The sequence below is a fragment of the Rhizobium rhododendri genome (assembly GCF_007000325.2).
Taxonomy (GTDB): Bacteria; Pseudomonadota; Alphaproteobacteria; order Rhizobiales; family Rhizobiaceae; genus Rhizobium; species Rhizobium rhododendri.
Map to the genome: position 1 here is coordinate 788,491 of NZ_CP117268.1, position 18,143 is coordinate 806,633.

Genomic DNA, 18,143 nt, shown 5'->3' on the forward strand with positions numbered 1-18,143 from the left:
GCACCAAGAAAAGCTATACAAATCAGTGGTTTTGTGATTCACTTCGAGCATGGAAACCGGCTCGGGAAATCACCGTGATCATGCTGCAGCCCTGGAAGCAGAGCTAGCGATTGCGCGGTCGGAACGGGCTACTGCTTTGGCCGAATTGGCTGTTGCCAAGGCCAAGGAGGCCGACGATCAGGCCATCATTCTTCGCCAGAAAGTCTATATCGAAAAGCTGCAACGGGAACTGCGCGGTCAGAAGTCGGAACGGACAGCGCGGCTGATCGCGCAGATGGAGCTGATGCTTGAGGACGCCGAAGCGGCGGCGACTGAAGATGAGCTTGCCGCCGAAATGGCCGTTGCTGCAGCTGCTGCGATTGCGGTCACCGGCTTTACGCGCAAGCGGCCCGTCAAGAAGCCTTTCCCGGAACATCTTCCGCGTGAGCGTGTCGTGGTGCCTGGTCCGGTTGCCTGCAGCTGCTGTGGCGGTGAACGGCTTCGCAAGCTCGGCGAAGACATCACCGAAACGATGGAGAGCGTACCGCGTAGCTGGAAGGTCATTCAGACGGTGCGGGAAAAGTTCACCTGCCGTGACTGCGAGAAGATCAGTCAGGCACCTGCACCCTTCCATGTCATACCGAGAGGATGGGCGGGTCCGAGCCTTTTGGCGATGATGCTCTGCGACAAGTTCGGCCAGCACATTCCCCTCAATCGCCAGGTCGAACGTTTTGCCCTGGAAGGTGTGCCAGTCAGTCTGTCGACAGCAGCAGACGCGATTGGCGCGTGCTGCCAGGTCCTTGCCCCGCTTGTGAGGCGGATTGAAAGCCATACGTTCGCGTCTGAACGGATCCACGGTGATGATACGACCGTGCCGGTTCTCGCTCTCGGCAAGACCGTCACCGGTCGGATATGGAGCTACGTCAAGGACGATGCTCCGTTTGGCGGAACGGCGCCTCCGTCGGCGATGTTCTATTATTCCCGGGACCGGGCCGGCGAACATCCACAGGCGCATCTGGCCAATTATAGCGGCATCCTTCAGGCGGATGCCTATACGGGCTATGGCCAGCTCTATCTTCCTGATCGAAGTCCGGGCCCGATTCATGAGGCGGCGTGTTGGGCGCATGCGAGGCGACCATTCTTTGCGCAAGCCGATTTGGAGGCCAACGCGCGCCGAAAAGCGCAGGGTAAAAATGCCGCCGTCATCTCGCCGGTCGCCTTGAACATGGTGCAGCGGATCGACGCACTGTTCGAAATCGAGCGCCATATCAATGGCCGTACGGCCGATGAGAGAAAAGCAATCCGCCAGCAGTTGTCAAAACCGCTGATCGACGACATGGAGATATGGATACGCGAACACCGCGCCAGGTTGTCGCGCGACAATGACTTGGCAAAGGCGTTTGACTACATGCTGAACCGCTGGGAATCCTTCATTCGTTTCCTCGACGACGGGCGCATTTGCCTGTCGAACAATTGTGCGGAGCGATCTCTGCGCGGTGTGGCGCTCGGTCGGAAAGCCTGGCTATTTGCCGGTTCCGATCGAGGGGGCCAGCGGGCGGCGGCCATGTACAGCCTGATCGTCACCGCGAAAATGAATCGCATTGACCCACAGGCCTGGCTTGCCGATGTCCTTGCCCGCATCGCCGACCATCCAGTCAGCCGTCTTGATGAGCTTCTCCCCTGGAATTGGCGGGAAACCACAACATCGCCACTGAGGCAGGCGGCCTGATGGCAGGTCCTCTCGTTCGCTTAAAGATCACGCTCGATGACGTTGATCCCTTGGTGATGCGGCGCGTTGTCGTCCCATTCCGCATTCGGCTTGACCGGCTTCATGAGGTTCTTCAAGAGGCTTTCGGCTGGACCAACAGCCATCTGTATGAGTTCAGGATCCGTGACATCGGGTTCGGCGTGCCTGATGGCGGCTTTGATGGTCCCATCGATGCACGCAAAGAAACGCTTCTTGCTGCCATCGAAGATATCGGCGCGAAATCATTCAAGTATCTCTATGACTTCGGCGACGGCTGGACGCACACCGTGAAAATCGAAAAGGTTTTACCGGCGACCGCCGGCTTCGGCGATCCCTTCCTGCTTGACGTTGTCGGACGATGTCCACCGGAGGATGTCGGCGGTCCGTGGGGTTATGAAGAGTTCCGCGAGGCCATTGCGGACACCAACCATGAGCGTCACCACGAACTTGTGGAATGGTGGGGCGATGCGCACTACGATCCTGGCGATGTCGACGCCGCCAATCTCCGCAAAAACGTCGAGGCCTTAGCTGCAAAATGGAAGCGCCGATCGCGAAAGAAAAACTGAACCTGCGGTCCTCGGCGAATGCATACTATCGGACGCACCAAAGGCGGGTTGAACTCCAAGCTGCATGCTGTTTGCGATGGTCACGGTCGGCCACTGATCCTGCTCTTGAGCGAAGGGCAGATGAGCGACTACAAAGGTGCCGCGCGGATGCTGCATGCTTTTCCCAAGGCAAAGACGTTTCTTGCCGACAAGGGATATGACGCCGACTGGTTTCGAGACGCCTTGGCGCAACGCAAGATAACGGCCTGCATTCCATCACGGGCAAACCGCAAGGTGCCTATCCCGCACGATCCAGCGCTCTACAAAAAGCGGCACAAGATCGAAAACATGTTCGGCAGGCTCAAGGACTGGAGGCGAATTCACACCCGGTACGACCGTTGCGCTCACACCTTCTTCTCAAGCATATGCATCGCCGCCGCCGTCATCTTCTGGATCTGATTTAACGAGTCCTGAGCCTAGCATTACAGTTGCGTATTTTTACAAGTTCTGAATCTATAGGCCTCCATGATTCGGAGGTCATGGATGATGGGTGCATCGATCGAGACAACGTTGGAACTTTGGGCATCGTCGCTGCGTGAAGTTAAGGCGCGTATGCGCGGATTGTTTACGCAGGAGCGCGTTGCAGCATCTGCGAACCTTTTCCTGGACGGCTTGTTAGGTGATGAGCGCCGTAAGACAGGTTGGATGCGCGCTGAGGCGGCTGGCGATCCTGGTCCGTGGCGACAGCAAGCCATCTTGGGTCGTGGACGCTGGGACGCAGACGGACTTCGCGACATTGTGCGCGAGTATGTTGTGGAGCACCTTGCCACAGATGATGCGGTCCTGGTCATTGATGAGACCGGCTTCCTCAAGCAGGGCAAGACATCTTGCGGTGTTTCACGTCAATATACAGGGTCAGCGGGCAAGGTAACGAACTGCCAAATCGGTGTGTTCACCGCCTATGTTTCCGATCGTGGTCATGCCTTTATCGATCGAGCCTTGTACTTGCCAAAGAGTTGGACCAGCGATCCGGCAAGGCTTGCCGCCGCTCATGTTCCTGAAGCTGTAGCCTTCGCTACCAAGCCTGCCCTCGCTGTCGATATGATTCGGCGGGAGCTGACAGCCAAAGTGCCGTTTTCATGGGTGGCAGCAGATGCGGTGTATGGCGTCGGAGACGTCGAAGGAGCGCTGCGCCGAGCCTGCAAAGGTTACGTTCTTGGGGTTAAATCCGACCATCATTTTGGCGCTTGGTCTGGTAAGCCTTTCGTCGCAGGAACCGCTCTTGAGATTGCCCGTGATCTCGATCCGGCTGCATGGCATCGCCTTTCCGCTGGCGATGGCACAAAAGGCGCGCGGCTTCATGACTGGGCCTACTGCGAACTGGCCGATATCGATGCCGACGAATACAGTGATACGCAAACCGGGCTTTGGACGCGTGGCTTGTTGATCCGGCGCAATATCAGCGATGGCGACCTCGCATTCTTCACGACTTGGTGCCCGGCCGGAACAGGCATTCAGACGCTCGTATCCGTCGAAGGTCACCGTTGGGCAATCGAAGATAGCTTCGAGACAGCCAAGAACGAACTCGGCCTCGATCATAACGAGACCCGCTCGTGGCATGGCTGGCATCGCCATGTCTCGCTCGTCATGCTCGCCTTCGCAATGATGGCTGTGATCCGATATCGCGCCAATAATGCGGCACCCCAAAAAAGACCGAGGATGCCGACCATTACGATCTGATCCGCTGGTCCATCCAAGAGGTCCGACGCATTGCGAATAAGCTTGCCCAGCGGCGTATAAAGCCCGCCCACATCATCGCATGGTCATGTTGGAGACGAGCGCATCAAGCTGCCGCACGACGCGCTCATTTGAAACTAAAACTGCAACTGTAATGCTAGTAAAAGACCCTGAACGCTGTCACGGCGTTCAGGGTTTTAATGGGTCAGTATGTGCATTAGTTGCGCCCGATCATGTGGGGCATTCACGGACACCACAAAATATCAGGCTAAGCTGATGTAAAACTGAAAGTAGCAGCCGTTTTCGACAAGTATTCACCCGGCTGACAGCAACGATACCTGATCCCCGACAGACCTCGCGCCCCAAAGGGGTCTTCAGCTTGGGGCGCTTCCAGAACAATCAACATTTTCAATTTTTAATTCCACTGAATAGACAGTCACCGGCTCCCGCCGGTTAAGGAACGAAATTAAATATTCATATTTCATTTCCGGCTCAGCTAAACTTCTCCAAAGCTGCCATATTTGTTGTTACCTTCGAATAGCTTAAGGCCATATCCTGTTATTTACTAAATTATCAGGTTTTGGTTCTAGTGTCTTCGCACGCGGTAGCTGTGCCGTCATGTGCAACAAGCCATCAACGGATTTATAACCAACATGTCCTTCCTTCAAAATGCGAAGATCCGAACCAAGATATTGTCAGTGCTGATTACAATATGCGTAATCGCCGCCGGCGGCGTGTTGACGATGTCACGCAATTTCCAAAAGGCCGATGACAACTACTCAGACCTAATTTCGCAAGATGAAGTAGCAACGGTCGCGATGGCTCGAGCGAGCCAAAGAGTCGCAGCCATTAGCTACAATGCTTATCAGATCCTCGCATACAGCTCGAAGGATCCTGAGATGCAAGGATTAAATGACGACTACGTAAAGAATAGAACGACGCTTTTCGAATTATTCGACGTAGCAAAGGAGCACGCACAGGACGACGCCCCGAGCGTAATTCCTCTCATGGATGCCGCCAAAGAAATTGTTTCCATTACGGACGAAGCCGTAAAGGCAGGTCTGGCTGACGACAATGATAGGGCGAAGTCGCTGCTGAAGCAGGCAGACGTGAAGGTCAAAGAGGAGATCCTAAACGTTCGTGGCTGGATTGAGCACAAAAGTAAGAGTGTTGAAGAGCAAAGCGATGCTCTAACTGCCGTCACAGAAGGCACAATCTTCTACACTTTGGTGACACTCGGCCTCGTTTTTGCAGCCGCGCTTGCCGCAGGGCTTGTGGTTTCATCGCGCGGCATCACTACGCCTATTGTCAAACTGAAGAGCCGCATGGAAGCTCTGGCGCGTGGCGAAACTGAAGAGCCTATTTCTGGGCTGGAACGAGGTGATGAAGTCGGCCAGATGGCTGCAGCCGTCGCCGTGTTTCGCGACAACGCTATTGAGCGCATACGCCTTGAACGGGAGGCGCAATCCAACCGCACCCTGTCAGAGCAGGAGCGAGCAGAGCGAGAAGCGCAGAAAGCGCACGACGCCGAAGCCACTCGCCTGGCCGTCGACAGCCTGGGAACGGGATTGGGCGAGCTTTCCAGCGGCAACATGTCTTACCGCATTGAGACCGCGTTCGTTTCCCATCTCGACGGGTTGCGGGAGAACTTCAACGGCTCGATGGACAAGCTTCAGCACACTCTCAGAGCCGTCGCCGAAAATGCTCAGGCGATCGATTCCGGCGCCAACGAGATCCGTGCGGCGGCTGATGATCTGTCTAAGCGCACGGAGCAGCAGGCGGCCTCGGTGGAGCAGACCGCCGCGGCCTTGGAAGAGATCACCACGACGGTGAAAGATTCTACCAAACGCGCTGAAGATGCGGGGCAGCTTGTCGGGCGCGCGAAATTGGGTGCGTTGAAGTCGGGCGAAGTCATGCGCGACGCAGTTGCCGCCATGCAGGGCATCGAAAAATCCTCAAGCGAGATATCCAACATCATCGGCGTAATCGACGAGATCGCCTTCCAAACAAATCTACTGGCGCTCAATGCCGGTGTGGAAGCCGCACGAGCAGGTGAGGCCGGTAAGGGCTTTGCAGTTGTTGCGCAAGAGGTGCGCGAGTTGGCCCAGCGTTCCGCCCAAGCCGCCAAAGAAATTAAGGCGCTGATCTCGACATCTGGATCTCAGGTTAAAAATGGTGTCGAGCTTGTAGGACGAACTGGACAGTCGCTTGAACAGATCGTCAAAGAGGTCGAGGAGATCGACCAAAACGTCCGTGCTATCGTGGAGGCGGCACGCGAACAGTCGACCGGGCTGGCGGAGATCAACACGGCAGTCAACACGATCGACCAAGGCACCCAGCAGAATGCGGCAATGGTTGAGCAGTCGACGGCCGCCAGCTACAGCCTCACCAAGGAGGTGGCCGCGCTGAACGACCTGCTGGGCCAGTTCAACCTGAGAACCAGCTCAGGAGGCTTCGCTGCGAATTCATCCCCGACCGCGAGGGGCACGAGCCGGTCAGCTCCCCACCTGGCATCAGCTCACTCCCCTGTTCGCGCCACTCAGGTCAGGCCCGCTCCGACCGGAGTGTCGCCCGTTGCGTCCCCGGCGCGATCCCTGCGCTCGAAACTCGCCGGTGCCTTTAACGGCGGCGCTCAGGCAGCAGCCACGGCTAACGAGAGCTGGGAGGAGTTCTAGGTCCGTTGAGCGCCGAATTTTTTCCCTAGCTGTCCACTTTGGCAAAGGTAGGTTGATAGCGATTGACGCCTTATATCGATTTGATGCCGACCTTTGACGACCCACATCTTCCCGATATGTCTTCAGCTTGGTAAGCTTGCAGAGAGGCAAATTTTTAGGTCGTCAGTTTCACTGACTATTTCCCTCGCCGGCCCGTTCCGGCGAGGGTGCAGCCTTATACGATGTACCGGTCCAAGTGCATTATGACACAGGAAATTTCCGCGTCGACGTCAACCGAAGATCGCATCGAGAAGACAAGATTTTTGGCTGGTTGCGGCTCGTTTGAAAGAAGCCACACTGCAAAGGACATATCGCGATTTGATTTGAAGAGTTCCATAAATCAGCCTTGCGCGCCAACTCTATGTTATTGCTAGGAAAACGTCTCACAGGGTGAGTGGTAGGGTTCAGATCGCATCAAGGCAAAAGCAAGCTTCTGATGCTGGCGATCAATCGAGTATCGTCAGGACCGCTTGCATGCGGTTCTTGACACCGAGTTTTGCAAAAATGCTCTTCGCGTGCGATTTCACGGTGTTCAGATTGATGTCGAGTTTAATTGCGATCTCGCTGTTCGAATGGCCCCAACGCATCAGTTTCAGAACTTCCATTTCGCGCTGAGTAAGATCTATGACGGTGTCTCGCGAACGCGAACTGGGCGGGGTCTTTCGCTTCGCGGCGAAACCCGAAGTCGCGGCATCGGGAGCTACAAAGTCGCAGAGAACCCGCCAAGCACCTGTCACATTTCCGGTCGCCACGTTTTGCTTTGCTATCGTCGCCGTTCCGCGCGGCGCCATTTGCTGGGCTAACGCCTCGGCCTGCAATGCGGTGAGCAGGCGACCCTCGGCCCGGGCGCGCTCGGCAAGTGCCAGCAGCTTTTCAGTTGCAGCATCAGTTTGCCCGGCTTCCCTTAGAATTCGTGCCTCGAGAATTCGGAAAGGATCCCAGATCTGCCAGGCGGAAGACGGAAACCTGTTTCGTGCCTCGGGTAACTGGAGGGACAGCCGTTCCCACTCCCGCCGGCCCTCGGCGGGGCTGCTGAGGCGAAATGCCCGGTCGGCGCGCTCTACGCACAGCTGAAACTCCAGGCGGAAATCTTCTGCTTCGTAAGCCTTCCTGCTGGAGCGTACGAGAAGTGCTGTCCCTTCCTCTGCACGGCCGGTGACGTCCAAAAGCCGAGCGAGACCTGTGGTTGCGATCAAAATGCGTTCGCTGAGGCCGGATACATCGGTCGCCTTTTCCGAGGGAATGGCGCGTCTCCAGAGGCGTTCTGCCTCTTCAAGATCATTGTCGTTATAGACGATCAGCCCCAGAAGCGCCGAGGGCAGCGCGACCATGTAGGACCGCTCCCCAAAATTCTGCTCGGCAATGGCCAACGCTTCGGTGACGACATGCCTCGCCTCCTGAAAAAGCCCGCGCGCGATGTATGACATCGCGGCGATGCAGCGGGAATGAATGCCACCCCAGTGGCATGCCATGTCGTCATACACCCCGTTTGCGCGCCAGGTCAGGCGTTCGGCCAGTTCGAGGTTTCCGAGATTGAAGGCGATGTAACTGTGGATCGAATCCAGGTCGACCTGTCCGAATGCCAGGCGATCGAGCTCCCGTCCCACCAGCTGGGAAACATGGAAATCAGCGGCTGCCAGATCGCCTCCATAGGCGCCGACGAGTGCACGCATCAGGTGGAGGCGGCCACCGATGTCGAGGCCCGTGCGGGCGGCGATAACCGAGACCGGACTGTCCGGGTCGGCCGCCGCGACCTCGATCGTCTGCAGGGTCTGCTCGGCCTGCAGGAAGCGGCACATGTTGATGGACCGCCAGACCTGCAGGAAAAGAAGCAGCGGCCGTTCCTCGCGCGCGTCTCGGGGCAGTTGTTGCATCCAGCGCGAATAGGTGTCGAAACGACCATGGCTAAGATAGTCGTAGAGGCAGTAGGCTTCGATGAGTTCTGCCGCCCAGTTCGATCGCCGCGCCAGAAAGGCATGGCGAACGGCGTCAACAGGCGAACCGTTGTCGATGAACCATTGCGCCGCACGTGCATGGATGCCTTCAACGGCCGGGCGATCCTCCGCATAGAGGCGGGTCTGCAGAAACTCCTGGAAGAGATGGTGATATTTGTACCATCTCAGGGTTCCCGGTAACGCGACGACGAACAACTGCCCCTGCTCCAGGAACGATAGCATCTGATCGCCATCGTCTCGTCCCGTGACGGCGTTGCACAGTTCGGCGTTCAAGGTGTCGAGCAGGGACGTCCGCGCAAGAAATTCGCAGACTTCGGAGGGCAGTCCAGCAATCACCTCCTCGAGGAAATAGTCTGCGAATGCACGGTGGCTTCCCGACGGCGCGGAGGCAACGAAATTGCCGGCGGCGCGTCCTATGACCAGGGCAGCGAGCCGCAGGCCCACCGCCCAGCCTTCGGTGTGCGCATGCATCTGGCGGCTTTCATCGGCCGTCAGGGCGACCTTCGACGCCATGCGAAAAAAACTCTCGGTCTCCCCTTCGCTGAACTGCAGGTCCTCAACGGGAATGTCGATCATTTCGCCGTTCGCGCGGTACCGGCCGACAGGTATGGATGGCCGGTTTCGGCTGGCAAGGACAACTGTCAGATTTGGCAGGCGAGCGGCGAGCAGGGTATTGATAGCCTCGCCGCCGTCCCCGCCCTCGGCCAGGTGGTAATCGTCTATGAACAGGGCCAAGGGCTGCTCCGCCGTGCGCTCGGCGACAACAGCGGTCAGGCGACGGAGCACATCGGCGCGATCGGTGGAGGGTTTATGCTCGGCAGTGCCGCCTGATGCCTGTTCGACAGACTGGAAAAGCCCTTCCGCAAAACTCAGCGGATCCCTGTCATCCTCGCCCGCCGAATACCAGACTGTTGAAAACCCCGATTCAGTCAGGCTTTGGTGCCACTGTGCAAGAAGCGTCGTCTTGCCTGAGCCCGCCGGCGCGTGCACCACGGCCAATCGGTGCGTGACGAGGAGCTGGGCCAAGTGTGTCAGGCGAGGGCGGTCAATCATGCCTGTGGAAGCGCTTGGGGGGACTGATCGTCTGTTCAGAGAGCGCAAGCGCTGCATGAGGGCTCCGGCAATGATTGTCGTCTCGCAAAAGCATATCACCCTTTGGGGTGATATGAAAAATTTTCCTGTCTCACCCTTCGGGATCATGCCAAAAATATGTGCTGGCCGTATTTTTGTGCACTTCGACACCGGAGATCGAAAATTGCAGCTCAGTGAATATAGAACTTACGATGCGACGGGACTGGCAGAACTTGTGGCGAAAGGCGATGTCCTGCCGACCGAACTGCTTGAAACCGCGCTCAAAGGAACGGCGGCGACCAATGATGCGTTGAATGCGGTGGTCGCAACCTTTGAAGACGAAGCACGCCGCTTCATCAAGGAAGAATTGGGCGAGGGGCCATTCAAGGGCGTGCCTTTTGTCCTTAAGGATCTTACGGCGCATTATGCAGGCCAGCCGACGGGTGCCGGATGGCCACCGCGCAAGGATGTCAAGCCGAAAAAAGATAGTGAACTGGTCAGCCGTTACAAGAAAGCCGGTCTCGTGACCTTTGCCAAGACGGCCGTACCGGAACTGGCAATGGATTGGACGACGCGCTCGCGAGCCCATGGCGTCACCAACAATCCTTGGAATACTGGCAGAACGGCCGGCACGTCCAGCGGCGGGACAGCTGCAGCCGTTGCCGCAGGCATCGTGCCGATGGGCCACGGCAATGACGGCGGCGGTTCGATCCGCGTGCCCTCTTCGGTTTGCGGATGTTTTGGCATGAAGCCCAGCAGGGGCCGCAATCCCGTTGCGCCCTCGGGCAGCACATGGCAGGGCATGCTTGTGGAGCACGCGCTCACCCGCTCCGTCCGGGACAGTGCTGCACTGTTGGATGCGACGGCAGGACCCTATCAGGGCCAGTTCTTCAACAGCCCCGCCGGCTGCAATTTTGCCGCCGAGGTGGGCCGAGATCCCGGCAAGCTGAAAATTGGTGTCTCGACCCGAGCACCTTACGGCGCGGCTACCCATGCCGACTGCAAGGCTGCAGTCGCGGAAACCGTCAAGTTGCTCGAAAGCCTCGGCCACGAATGCGAGCCTTTCGATATCAATCTGCCGCAGGACGGGTGGAGCGCGTTCGAGACTTTCATTCTTGCGGAGTATGCGACAGACATGCGCCTGGAGGAAAGCTTCATCGGCCGAAAGCTGGCGCAGGATGATTTCCCACAGATGCTCTGGGACATGATCGATGCCGGAAACCGCATCAGCGCCGTCGATGTCAACGTGGCCACGACGCGCCTGCACGAGGTGGCGTCCGCCGTTTCCTCGACATTCCAGACATACGACGTTTTCCTGTCGCCGACGCTTGCCCAGCCGCCCCTACCACATGCGGCATTTCCCGCATCGACATCAATGCGCGGCCACTACGAATTCTACCTTTCGTGGATGCCCTACACGCATATCTTCAACGTCAACGGTTCGCCAGCAATGTCGGTGCCGTTGGTATGGAATGCGGAGGGCCTGCCGATCGGCGTGCAATTCGCAGCGGCGCCGGCGGCCGAAGGTCTGCTGTTCAGGCTGGCTTCTCAGTTGGAGGTTGCCCGCCCCTGGAAGAACAGGCGACCGCAGATTTCAGTCGCGTGAAAGAGTAAGAAAATCAATAGAGGGAACGAAGCATGATGAATAGACAAACGAAAACACTGCTTGCCCGCAGTGGCGCGGCCACGGTCGCGCTTGCGGCTGTTCTGACCGGCTTCTCTGCGGGAGCCGCCAACCTTACGGTTGCGCGCTCCGTCGATGCCGACAGCCTCGATCCGCAAAAGGCGAGCACGACGCAGTCCCTGCAGATCACCAACCTCATCTTCGACACACTGTTGACGATGGCGAAGGATGGCTCCGTTCATCCGGGCCTTGCGAGTGCGTGGACCATGGCTCCGGACGGGAAATCATACGATTTCACGATCCGCGATGGTATCAAGTGCCATGACGGCAGTACCTTCGACGCAACGGCTGCCAAGGCGAGCCTGGACCGCGCGCTGGATCCGGCCACCATCAACCCCAATCTGTCCGCCTGGGGGCCGATCACGAAGACCAGCGTGGATGGCAAGGTCCTGAAGGTGACGCTTTCGCAGCCTTATGGCCCCTTCACCTCATTCCTGACCAGCATACAGGCGTCGTTCATCTGCCCATCATCGGTATCGGGCAAGGAATTCAAGCCGATCGGAACCGGACCCTTCAAGCTCGTCAGCTGGACCCGGAACGACAGGATCCAGCTCGAAGCAAATGCCGACTACAAGAACGTCAACCCGCTTATCGAAAATCCCGGCAAGCCGCATATCGAAAAGCTAACGCTCAAGGTCATTCCGGAGGCTGTGGCCCGCATGGCAGCGCTGCGCTCGGGCGAGGTCGACATGGTCGAACCTTCCCTGGAGGAAGCCGGTGACCTGAAAGCGGACAAAAACTTCAAGGTCTATGCTGCGGATCTCTCGGGCCAGCAGATGCTCGCTGCCTTCACCTGGAAGATCAAGCCGCTCGACAATCCCGACATCCGCAAGGCGATCGGCATGGCGATGAACCGCGATGCTTACGCGTCCATTGCCTTTGAAGGCCTGGTCAACACGGACAATTGCCCGGTCGCGCCGAACCTGTTTTCGACGGATGAGGCTCTGTGCGCAACCTGGGGCGTGAAGTACGATCCGGAGGCCGCAAAGGCGCTTATGGCAAAGGCCGGCTACACGCCCGAAAAGCCGCTGAAGCTGAAATTGCTTGTTCACAAGCTGCCGGGCTGGGACCAGATGCACCAGATCATGCAGCAGGATCTGGCTGCCATCGGCGTCCAGGCGGATATCGAGACCCGCGAAGTTGCTGCTTTCTTCGACTACATGAAGGGCGTCAACGACCGTACGGACGGCGAACCGGCCGTTTGGACGATGGGCATGTCGGGTGTCGATCCCGACTACCTCTACTTCCTGTGGAAGCGTCCCGGCTTCGTCAACATGGGCATCAATGCCGATGTCGACTCCATGCTGGAGCAGCAGCGTCAGCTTTCTGGCGATGCCCGTGCAGCCAAGATCCATGATATCGAGAAGTACCTGATGGAAAACGCCTATGCCATTCCTCTGCTCTCGCCGGGCTGGGGCTGGCTGATGGCTTCGACATCGAAGGTCGATGGCTTCAAGATGGGTTTCATGGTGTCGCTTCTCTTCAATGACGTAACCGTCAAGTAACGACATGACGGGCGCTGCTCCGGTTAGCCCGGGGCAGCATTCCCATACAGATAGGTTCGAATGCTCGCTCTCATTTTAAAAAGGCTTCTGATAGCGCTGGCGACGGTCGTTGTGGTGATTGTCCTTTCCGGAATTCTCATCCACATCGTTCCGGGCGATCCTGTGACGGCGATGATGGCGCAATCCGTGACCGCGACACCGGAGGCCATGGCTGAAATGCGCTCGCGGCTCGGGCTCGATCTGCCGGTCTGGCAGCAGGTGGCGCTCTATACCTTGCACGTCTTCCAGGGCGATCTCGGAACCACGATCCGCGGCAACGAACCAGTGGCCCGACTTTTGCTGCAGCGGTTGCCGAACACTTTCTCGCTTGCCGTTTCGGGTCTTCTGGTGGCGCTTGCGATCGGCATACCGCTCGGATTTCTTGCTGCAATCAATCGCGGAAAGCTGACAGATACGGCTGTCATGGTTGTCGCCGTTCTCGGCGTCTCGATCCCCGGCTTCTGGCTCGGGCTTATCATGATGCAGGTGTTCTCACTCAAGCTGGGCTGGTTACCGGTTGCCGGCTCGGGCTTTCGCAACATCATTCTGCCGGCATTGACGCTTGGTCTCACCTACTGCGCGCTGGTTGCGCGCATGACACGCTCCGCTCTCGTCGAGGTCCTGGCTGAAGACTATATCCGCACCGCCCGCGCACGTGGGCTGCGCGAGCGCCAGGTGCTTCTCGTTCACGCCTTGAAGCCGGCGCTGATCAGCATCGTGACAGTTGTCGGGCTGGTCTTTGCCTATCTTCTCGGGGGGCAGGTGATCATTGAGAATGTATTCTCGTGGAACGGTATCGGCAGGCTCGCTGTGCAGGCAATGCTCGAGCGTGACTATCCGATGATCCAGGGGTTCATCGTCGTCTTCGCCAGCTCGGTCGTCATTGTTTCGATGCTGATCGACATTCTGTACGGCTTTCTCGATCCACGCATGAGGCAAAGATGAGCGCTGTAGCAACAAGACGCGTCTTACGCCGCAGATTGCCTTTGAGCGTAATATTAGGAGTAGCGCTCGCCCTGGTCATAGTCATCCTCTCCTTGGTGTCATCGTATGTGGCTCCTTTCGACCCTATGAGAATGGCTGCAGGACCGCGCTTATCCGCGCCATCGATCGCTCATCCTTTCGGAACGGACGAGTTCGGCCGCGATCTGCTCAGCCGCGTGCTGCTGGGCGGCCGCCTGTCACTTGGGATCGGGTTTACCGCCGTTCTCAGCGGCATTGTCATCGGCGGCCTCATCGGTCTCGTCGCCGCCTTCGGCGGTCGGTTGATCGAAGCGTGCCTTCTGCGCCTCATCGATGTCCTGTACTCATTTCCGGATACGCTGATCGCGCTTGCCCTGGTTGCCTTTCTCGGACCGGGTATCGAGAACGCCACCCTGGCGATTGCCATAAGCCTTGTTCCCTTCTATGCCCGCGTGACCTACGGGCTCGCAGCAGCCGAGCGCGCAAAACCCTACATTGAGGCGGCAAGGCTTGCGGGCACGCGATCCGGACGTTTGGTTCGCGTCCATGTGATGCCGAATATCCTGCAAAGCATGATCGTCATGGCGACGCTCGGTTTTTCTTCCGCCATCCTTTCGGCGGCTGGGCTTTCCTTCCTGGGTCTCGGCGTGCAGCCGCCCTCGCCGGAATGGGGTGCGATCCTGGCATCGGGCCGCAACTACATCACAAAGGCTCCTTGGATCCTCATCTTCCCGGGACTTGCCATCTGCCTGACCGTCCTCTCCTTCAATCTGATCGGTGACAGCCTTAGGGACCTGATCGATCCACGCCGAAAGGTGCGGTCATGACGAAACCTTTCCTAAGCGTCCGCGACCTCAGGGTCACCTTTCCCACCGCCGCGGGCTCGTTTGCGGCCGTGGACACTATTGGTTTCGAGGTTGCCAGGGGTGAAATCCTGGCACTTGTCGGCGAGTCCGGCAGCGGCAAGAGCATGACGTCACTTTCCATCATGCGCCTTCTACCCGAAGCAGCAACGATGACGGGGTCGATCGAAATCGACGGCCAGGATATCGCCCGCTTGAAACGCCACGAAATCGAGGATGTGCGTGGTGCAAAGATCGGAATGATCTTCCAGGAACCGATGACGTCGCTCAATCCGGTCTTGACGATTGGCCGGCAGATGTCGGAGGGGCTCATGCGCCACTGCAATACGCCGCGCCGCCAGGCGATCGAAGAGGCCGTCGCCGCCCTTGAGGATGTCCGCATTCCAGATGCCCGCAAAATGCTTGGCCAATATCCCCACCAGCTCTCCGGGGGCATGCGCCAGCGCGTTATGATCGCCGCCGCGCTGACCCTCAAGCCAGGCGTGCTGATCGCCGACGAGCCGACAACGGCGCTCGACGTGACCGTGCAGGCGCAGGTGCTCGATCTTCTCGTCGATCTCAAGCTGCGCCACGGTTCCGGCATTCTGCTCATCACCCACGATATAGGCGTCGTCGCCGAAACTGCCGATCGCGTCGCGGTCATGCGAGGTGGCCGCATCCTCGAAAGCGGGCCCGTGGAACAGATACTGTCGTCGCCGACGCACGAATATACGAAGTCGATGCTCGCTTCGCACCTGACCGTCGAAAGGGCGATGCGCCAGCGCCGGGAAAAGACGAGGGTGGTAACCCCATGACCAAAGCACCAATCCTCGCGCTGGAGAACATTACCAAGGTTTTTTCGGCCGGTGGCCGGCAGGTGAGAGCGCTCAGCGGCGTTTCCCTCAGTCTGCAGCACGGCGAGACGCTAGGCGTCATTGGTGAAAGTGGTTCGGGGAAATCCACACTCGGCCGTATTGCTGTCGGGCTTGAAACAGCCGGTGAAGGTCGCCTACGCATCGAGGGGACGGATGTTGCTGGACTTTCGGTGCCGCAGCGCCGGGACGCTATGCGGCACTGCCAGATGATTTTTCAGGACCCCTATTCCTCTCTTAATCCGAAGCTCAAAATTGGCCGTCAGATCGGTGAGGGAATCTATGCCACCGGCATATCCACCTGGAAGGAGATTGACGGCCGCGTTGCAGACCTCCTGGAAAAGGTGGGTCTCAAACGGGAGCACGCGGATCGCTATCCCCACGAGTTTTCAGGAGGGCAGCGCCAGCGTATAGCGATTGCACGCGCTCTTGCGCCCGGGCCGCGCGTGGTCGTCGCCGACGAGCCGGTCTCGGCCCTTGATGTCAGCGTCCAAGCACAAATACTGGATCTTCTTGCGGAACTGCAAAGCGACAGCCAGCTTTCGTACCTTTTCATATCGCATGACATGGCCGTCGTCGCTCATCTCTGCGACAGGATAGCCGTCATGCATCGCGGCCGAATCGTGGAGCACGGGTCGACCGAAGCGATCGTCGAAAACGCGCAGCACCCTTATACGAAGAGCCTTCTCGAAGCCGTTCCCCGCCTTGGGCGCCGGCGCAGTGGCGAGCGACGAATGATTCCTACACTTCCGGAACACGGCGACGAGGATAAGTTCGAGCCTGTGTCGGCCGGCCATTGGGTTGCGAGACCCATCAGCGGCAGCGCCGAAGCCACGAAAGGCTAGCATTGGTCGGATTCATCCAGAGGGCGCAGGTGGCATCAACTGCGGTTTGCTGAACACCACGATCTAAGTCCTCTAACAAATCTCGTTGTATCAGCGATTAGTGGCGTGAAGAACTTCCGTCGGCTATTCGTATCCCTTCAAGATCGAAAGGACTGCCGGCTATCAAGTCATAGCTCTTGGGTGAGCGACCCCTTATCGATCGGCCTCGTATGCGTTTCGTTCGTTTCAAACTGGTTGGCCCGACTATTCTCGGTGTGGCTGTCCTGATCGCCGGTATGGCCGCCATTTCATACTTCGGAGTGAGGCGGCTAGATGCGGAAACCCGGCGACGGCAGGAAATGTTGGTCGAACGGAACGTCTCTATCTGGATCAGCGAGGTTGAATTTTCCCTGACTGCCTGGACGGTCTGGGACGAGGCGATCGCCAATCTCGACAATGTGTTCGATCGCTCATGGACTGACCGCAACATCGGCGCATCTTTGATCGGTACATCGCGTACACGTGCGGTCATCGTGCTAGATGCCACCGATAAGATCATCTATTCTAAGACGGATGAGACCGTGCAGGGTCTGTCGTATTTCGTCAGGGGGCCATCGGCGATCTCAAAGGACGCGGCTGAGCTGGTGAAAGGCGTTCGCATAAAAGAGCAGCAGCCCAAGCACCCGGGATTCCTCAACCGATTGCGGTAAGCCGGATCATGGTCATCGGCGACGAATCTGTTCTGCTTGCTGCCAGCCTGTTTCAACCGGACTTCGGGACGTCGAAGCCCAAGGGACCGCGTGGACCCACAGCCCGTGCGCCAGTCTGCTGACACATCTTTAACGTCTTGTTTGACCAAAGAAATCGTTGCGAACTTGATGGGAAGGCGGTTCAATTCCTTTCAAGCGCATAGATTTTGACTGAACGGCAGCAACCGCCCAACGCCCCAAGCCCGTTGCGCAATATCCCTCTTACAATCAGGTCGGCTTATCGCCGGGCCGGATCCAGTTTGGGTAGAGACATTGCGTGAGCAGCGGCTTCTCCAGAGTAGGGGAAATCATCAACAAGTTGGCGATCTCCGTCGAAGACCTTGAAAACGGGACCGTTCGCCTCCACAATCTTGTAACCGTTAACGTATTCGAACTGTGGCGTTTTCCAACCCATCTTAGTCTCTCTTGTTGGAGCCAAATTTTGGTGGCTTTGGGAATCAAGGCTCATTGCTTTGAGTGCCGAACGCAGCTCGGCGCAAGTGGGAAGGCTGGCCTCAGGCCCGGAATTTGCTCCGTAGTGCAGCAGAGAGAATGGCGGTCATAAGACCAGGAAACTTGGTCTCAAGGTCGTCCAGTCGCAATGATATGATCCGTTGCGTGCCTTCAACCCTGGTTGAGGTGATACCGGCTTCCCGCAATCGCGCATAGTGATAGGTAAGATTAGTCTTCGAACCAAACTCCGAAAAGCCAGAGCAGTTTCCTTCGCCTAACTCAACAAGCCGCAGGACTATATCGCGTCGTGTCGGGTCGCTCATTGCGTCGAGCACCGTCGATAGGTCGATCTGTTCGATCGTGGGGTGATAGATTTCCTTAGCCATGGGTCCATGATAGCGTCCGTCATCTCTTAATTCAATGGTTGCTGAACTACTTGACATCAAAGCCTCGTGAGGCGCATA

13 protein-coding genes and 1 pseudogene are annotated in these 18,143 nt (G+C 57.9%); 12 read left to right on the plus strand and 2 right to left on the minus strand.

From position 1 onward, the window contains the following. Positions 1–49 precede the first annotated feature (49 nt). From tnpC to PR018_RS21420, 5 genes and pseudogenes are all read left to right on the plus strand, one after another. The gene (gene tnpC, locus PR018_RS21400) at positions 50–1,708 is read left to right on the plus strand and encodes an IS66 family transposase (protein WP_142832615.1); all 1,659 of its coding nucleotides are present in this window, start codon (positions 50–52) and stop codon (positions 1,706–1,708) included. Continuing rightward, entirely contained in the window at positions 1,708–2,292 is a 585-nt protein-coding gene (locus PR018_RS21405; RefSeq protein ID WP_279621421.1) for a plasmid pRiA4b ORF-3 family protein, read from the plus strand. Before tnpC ends, PR018_RS21405 begins: the two co-directional genes overlap by 1 nt. A 27-nt stretch (positions 2,293–2,319) precedes the next feature. After that, positions 2,320–2,730 (plus strand): annotated as a pseudogene (locus PR018_RS21410) (IS5 family transposase); the annotation flags it as partial. A 66-nt stretch (positions 2,731–2,796) separates the two neighbouring features. Next, complete coding sequence (locus tag PR018_RS21415) at positions 2,797–4,011, plus strand: IS701 family transposase (protein ID WP_279621422.1); 1,215 nt, start codon at positions 2,797–2,799, stop codon at positions 4,009–4,011. 650 nt (positions 4,012–4,661) lie between these two features. Continuing rightward, positions 4,662–6,683, plus strand: a complete 2,022-nt coding sequence (locus PR018_RS21420) for a methyl-accepting chemotaxis protein (protein ID WP_279621423.1) — start codon at positions 4,662–4,664, stop codon at positions 6,681–6,683. Between the two features lie 485 nt (positions 6,684–7,168). Here PR018_RS21420 and PR018_RS21425 read toward each other — a convergent pair whose 3' ends face one another. Continuing rightward, complete coding sequence (locus PR018_RS21425) at positions 7,169–9,730, minus strand: winged helix-turn-helix domain-containing protein (RefSeq protein WP_161991000.1); 2,562 nt, start codon at positions 9,728–9,730, stop codon at positions 7,169–7,171. 202 nt (positions 9,731–9,932) lie between these two features. On the opposite strand from PR018_RS21425, the gene PR018_RS21430 reads away from it, so the two are divergent. From PR018_RS21430 to PR018_RS21460, 7 genes are all read left to right on the plus strand, one after another. Next, the gene (locus tag PR018_RS21430) at positions 9,933–11,354 is read left to right on the plus strand and encodes an amidase (protein ID WP_142831749.1); all 1,422 of its coding nucleotides are present in this window, start codon (positions 9,933–9,935) and stop codon (positions 11,352–11,354) included. Positions 11,355–11,386: 32 nt separating this feature from the next. Beyond that, positions 11,387–12,937, plus strand: coding sequence for an ABC transporter substrate-binding protein (locus PR018_RS21435; protein ID WP_142831750.1), 1,551 nt, complete (start codon positions 11,387–11,389; stop codon positions 12,935–12,937). Between the two features lie 60 nt (positions 12,938–12,997). Then, positions 12,998–13,921 (plus strand): ABC transporter permease, encoded by a 924-nt coding sequence (locus PR018_RS21440; RefSeq protein ID WP_142831751.1) that lies wholly within the window; start codon positions 12,998–13,000, stop codon positions 13,919–13,921. Positions 13,922–14,052: 131 nt separating this feature from the next. Further along, entirely contained in the window at positions 14,053–14,766 is a 714-nt protein-coding gene (locus tag PR018_RS21445; protein WP_244615515.1) for an ABC transporter permease, read from the plus strand. Beyond that, positions 14,763–15,596 carry an ABC transporter ATP-binding protein gene (locus PR018_RS21450; RefSeq protein ID WP_142831753.1) on the plus strand — a complete coding sequence of 278 codons (834 nt, stop codon included), beginning with the start codon at positions 14,763–14,765 and terminating at the stop codon, positions 15,594–15,596. The genes PR018_RS21445 and PR018_RS21450 overlap by 4 nt, the downstream gene beginning before the upstream one ends. A 62-nt stretch (positions 15,597–15,658) precedes the next feature. Then, positions 15,659–16,498 (plus strand): ATP-binding cassette domain-containing protein, encoded by an 840-nt coding sequence (locus PR018_RS21455; RefSeq protein ID WP_244615516.1) that lies wholly within the window; start codon positions 15,659–15,661, stop codon positions 16,496–16,498. A 209-nt stretch (positions 16,499–16,707) separates the two neighbouring features. After that, complete coding sequence (locus tag PR018_RS21460) at positions 16,708–17,187, plus strand: CHASE4 domain-containing protein (protein ID WP_142831755.1); 480 nt, start codon at positions 16,708–16,710, stop codon at positions 17,185–17,187. Between the two features lie 554 nt (positions 17,188–17,741). Here PR018_RS21460 and PR018_RS21465 read toward each other — a convergent pair. Then, a complete protein-coding gene (locus tag PR018_RS21465) occupies positions 17,742–18,122 on the minus strand; it encodes an ArsR/SmtB family transcription factor (RefSeq protein WP_244615517.1) in 381 nt (126 codons plus the stop codon). Positions 18,123–18,143: the final 21 nt, after the last annotated feature.

Bases quoted from the DNA above. Each gene is read 5' to 3' on its own strand.
- tnpC (WP_142832615.1), top strand. From the start codon at position 50: ATGGAAACCGGCTCGGGAAATCACCGTGATCATGCTGCAGCCCTGGAA.
- PR018_RS21405 (WP_279621421.1), top strand. From the start codon at position 1,708: ATGGCAGGTCCTCTCGTTCGCTTAAAGATCACGCTCGATGACGTTGAT.
- PR018_RS21415 (WP_279621422.1), top strand. From the start codon at position 2,797: ATGATTCGGAGGTCATGGATGATGGGTGCATCGATCGAGACAACGTTG.
- PR018_RS21420 (WP_279621423.1), top strand. From the start codon at position 4,662: ATGTCCTTCCTTCAAAATGCGAAGATCCGAACCAAGATATTGTCAGTG.
- PR018_RS21425 (WP_161991000.1), bottom strand. From the start codon at position 9,730: ATGATTGACCGCCCTCGCCTGACACACTTGGCCCAGCTCCTCGTCACG.
- PR018_RS21435 (WP_142831750.1), top strand. From the start codon at position 11,387: ATGATGAATAGACAAACGAAAACACTGCTTGCCCGCAGTGGCGCGGCC.
- PR018_RS21440 (WP_142831751.1), top strand. From the start codon at position 12,998: ATGCTCGCTCTCATTTTAAAAAGGCTTCTGATAGCGCTGGCGACGGTC.
- PR018_RS21445 (WP_244615515.1), top strand. From the start codon at position 14,053: ATGGCTGCAGGACCGCGCTTATCCGCGCCATCGATCGCTCATCCTTTC.
- PR018_RS21450 (WP_142831753.1), top strand. From the start codon at position 14,763: ATGACGAAACCTTTCCTAAGCGTCCGCGACCTCAGGGTCACCTTTCCC.
- PR018_RS21460 (WP_142831755.1), top strand. From the start codon at position 16,708: ATGCGTTTCGTTCGTTTCAAACTGGTTGGCCCGACTATTCTCGGTGTG.
- PR018_RS21465 (WP_244615517.1), bottom strand. From the start codon at position 18,122: ATGTCAAGTAGTTCAGCAACCATTGAATTAAGAGATGACGGACGCTAT.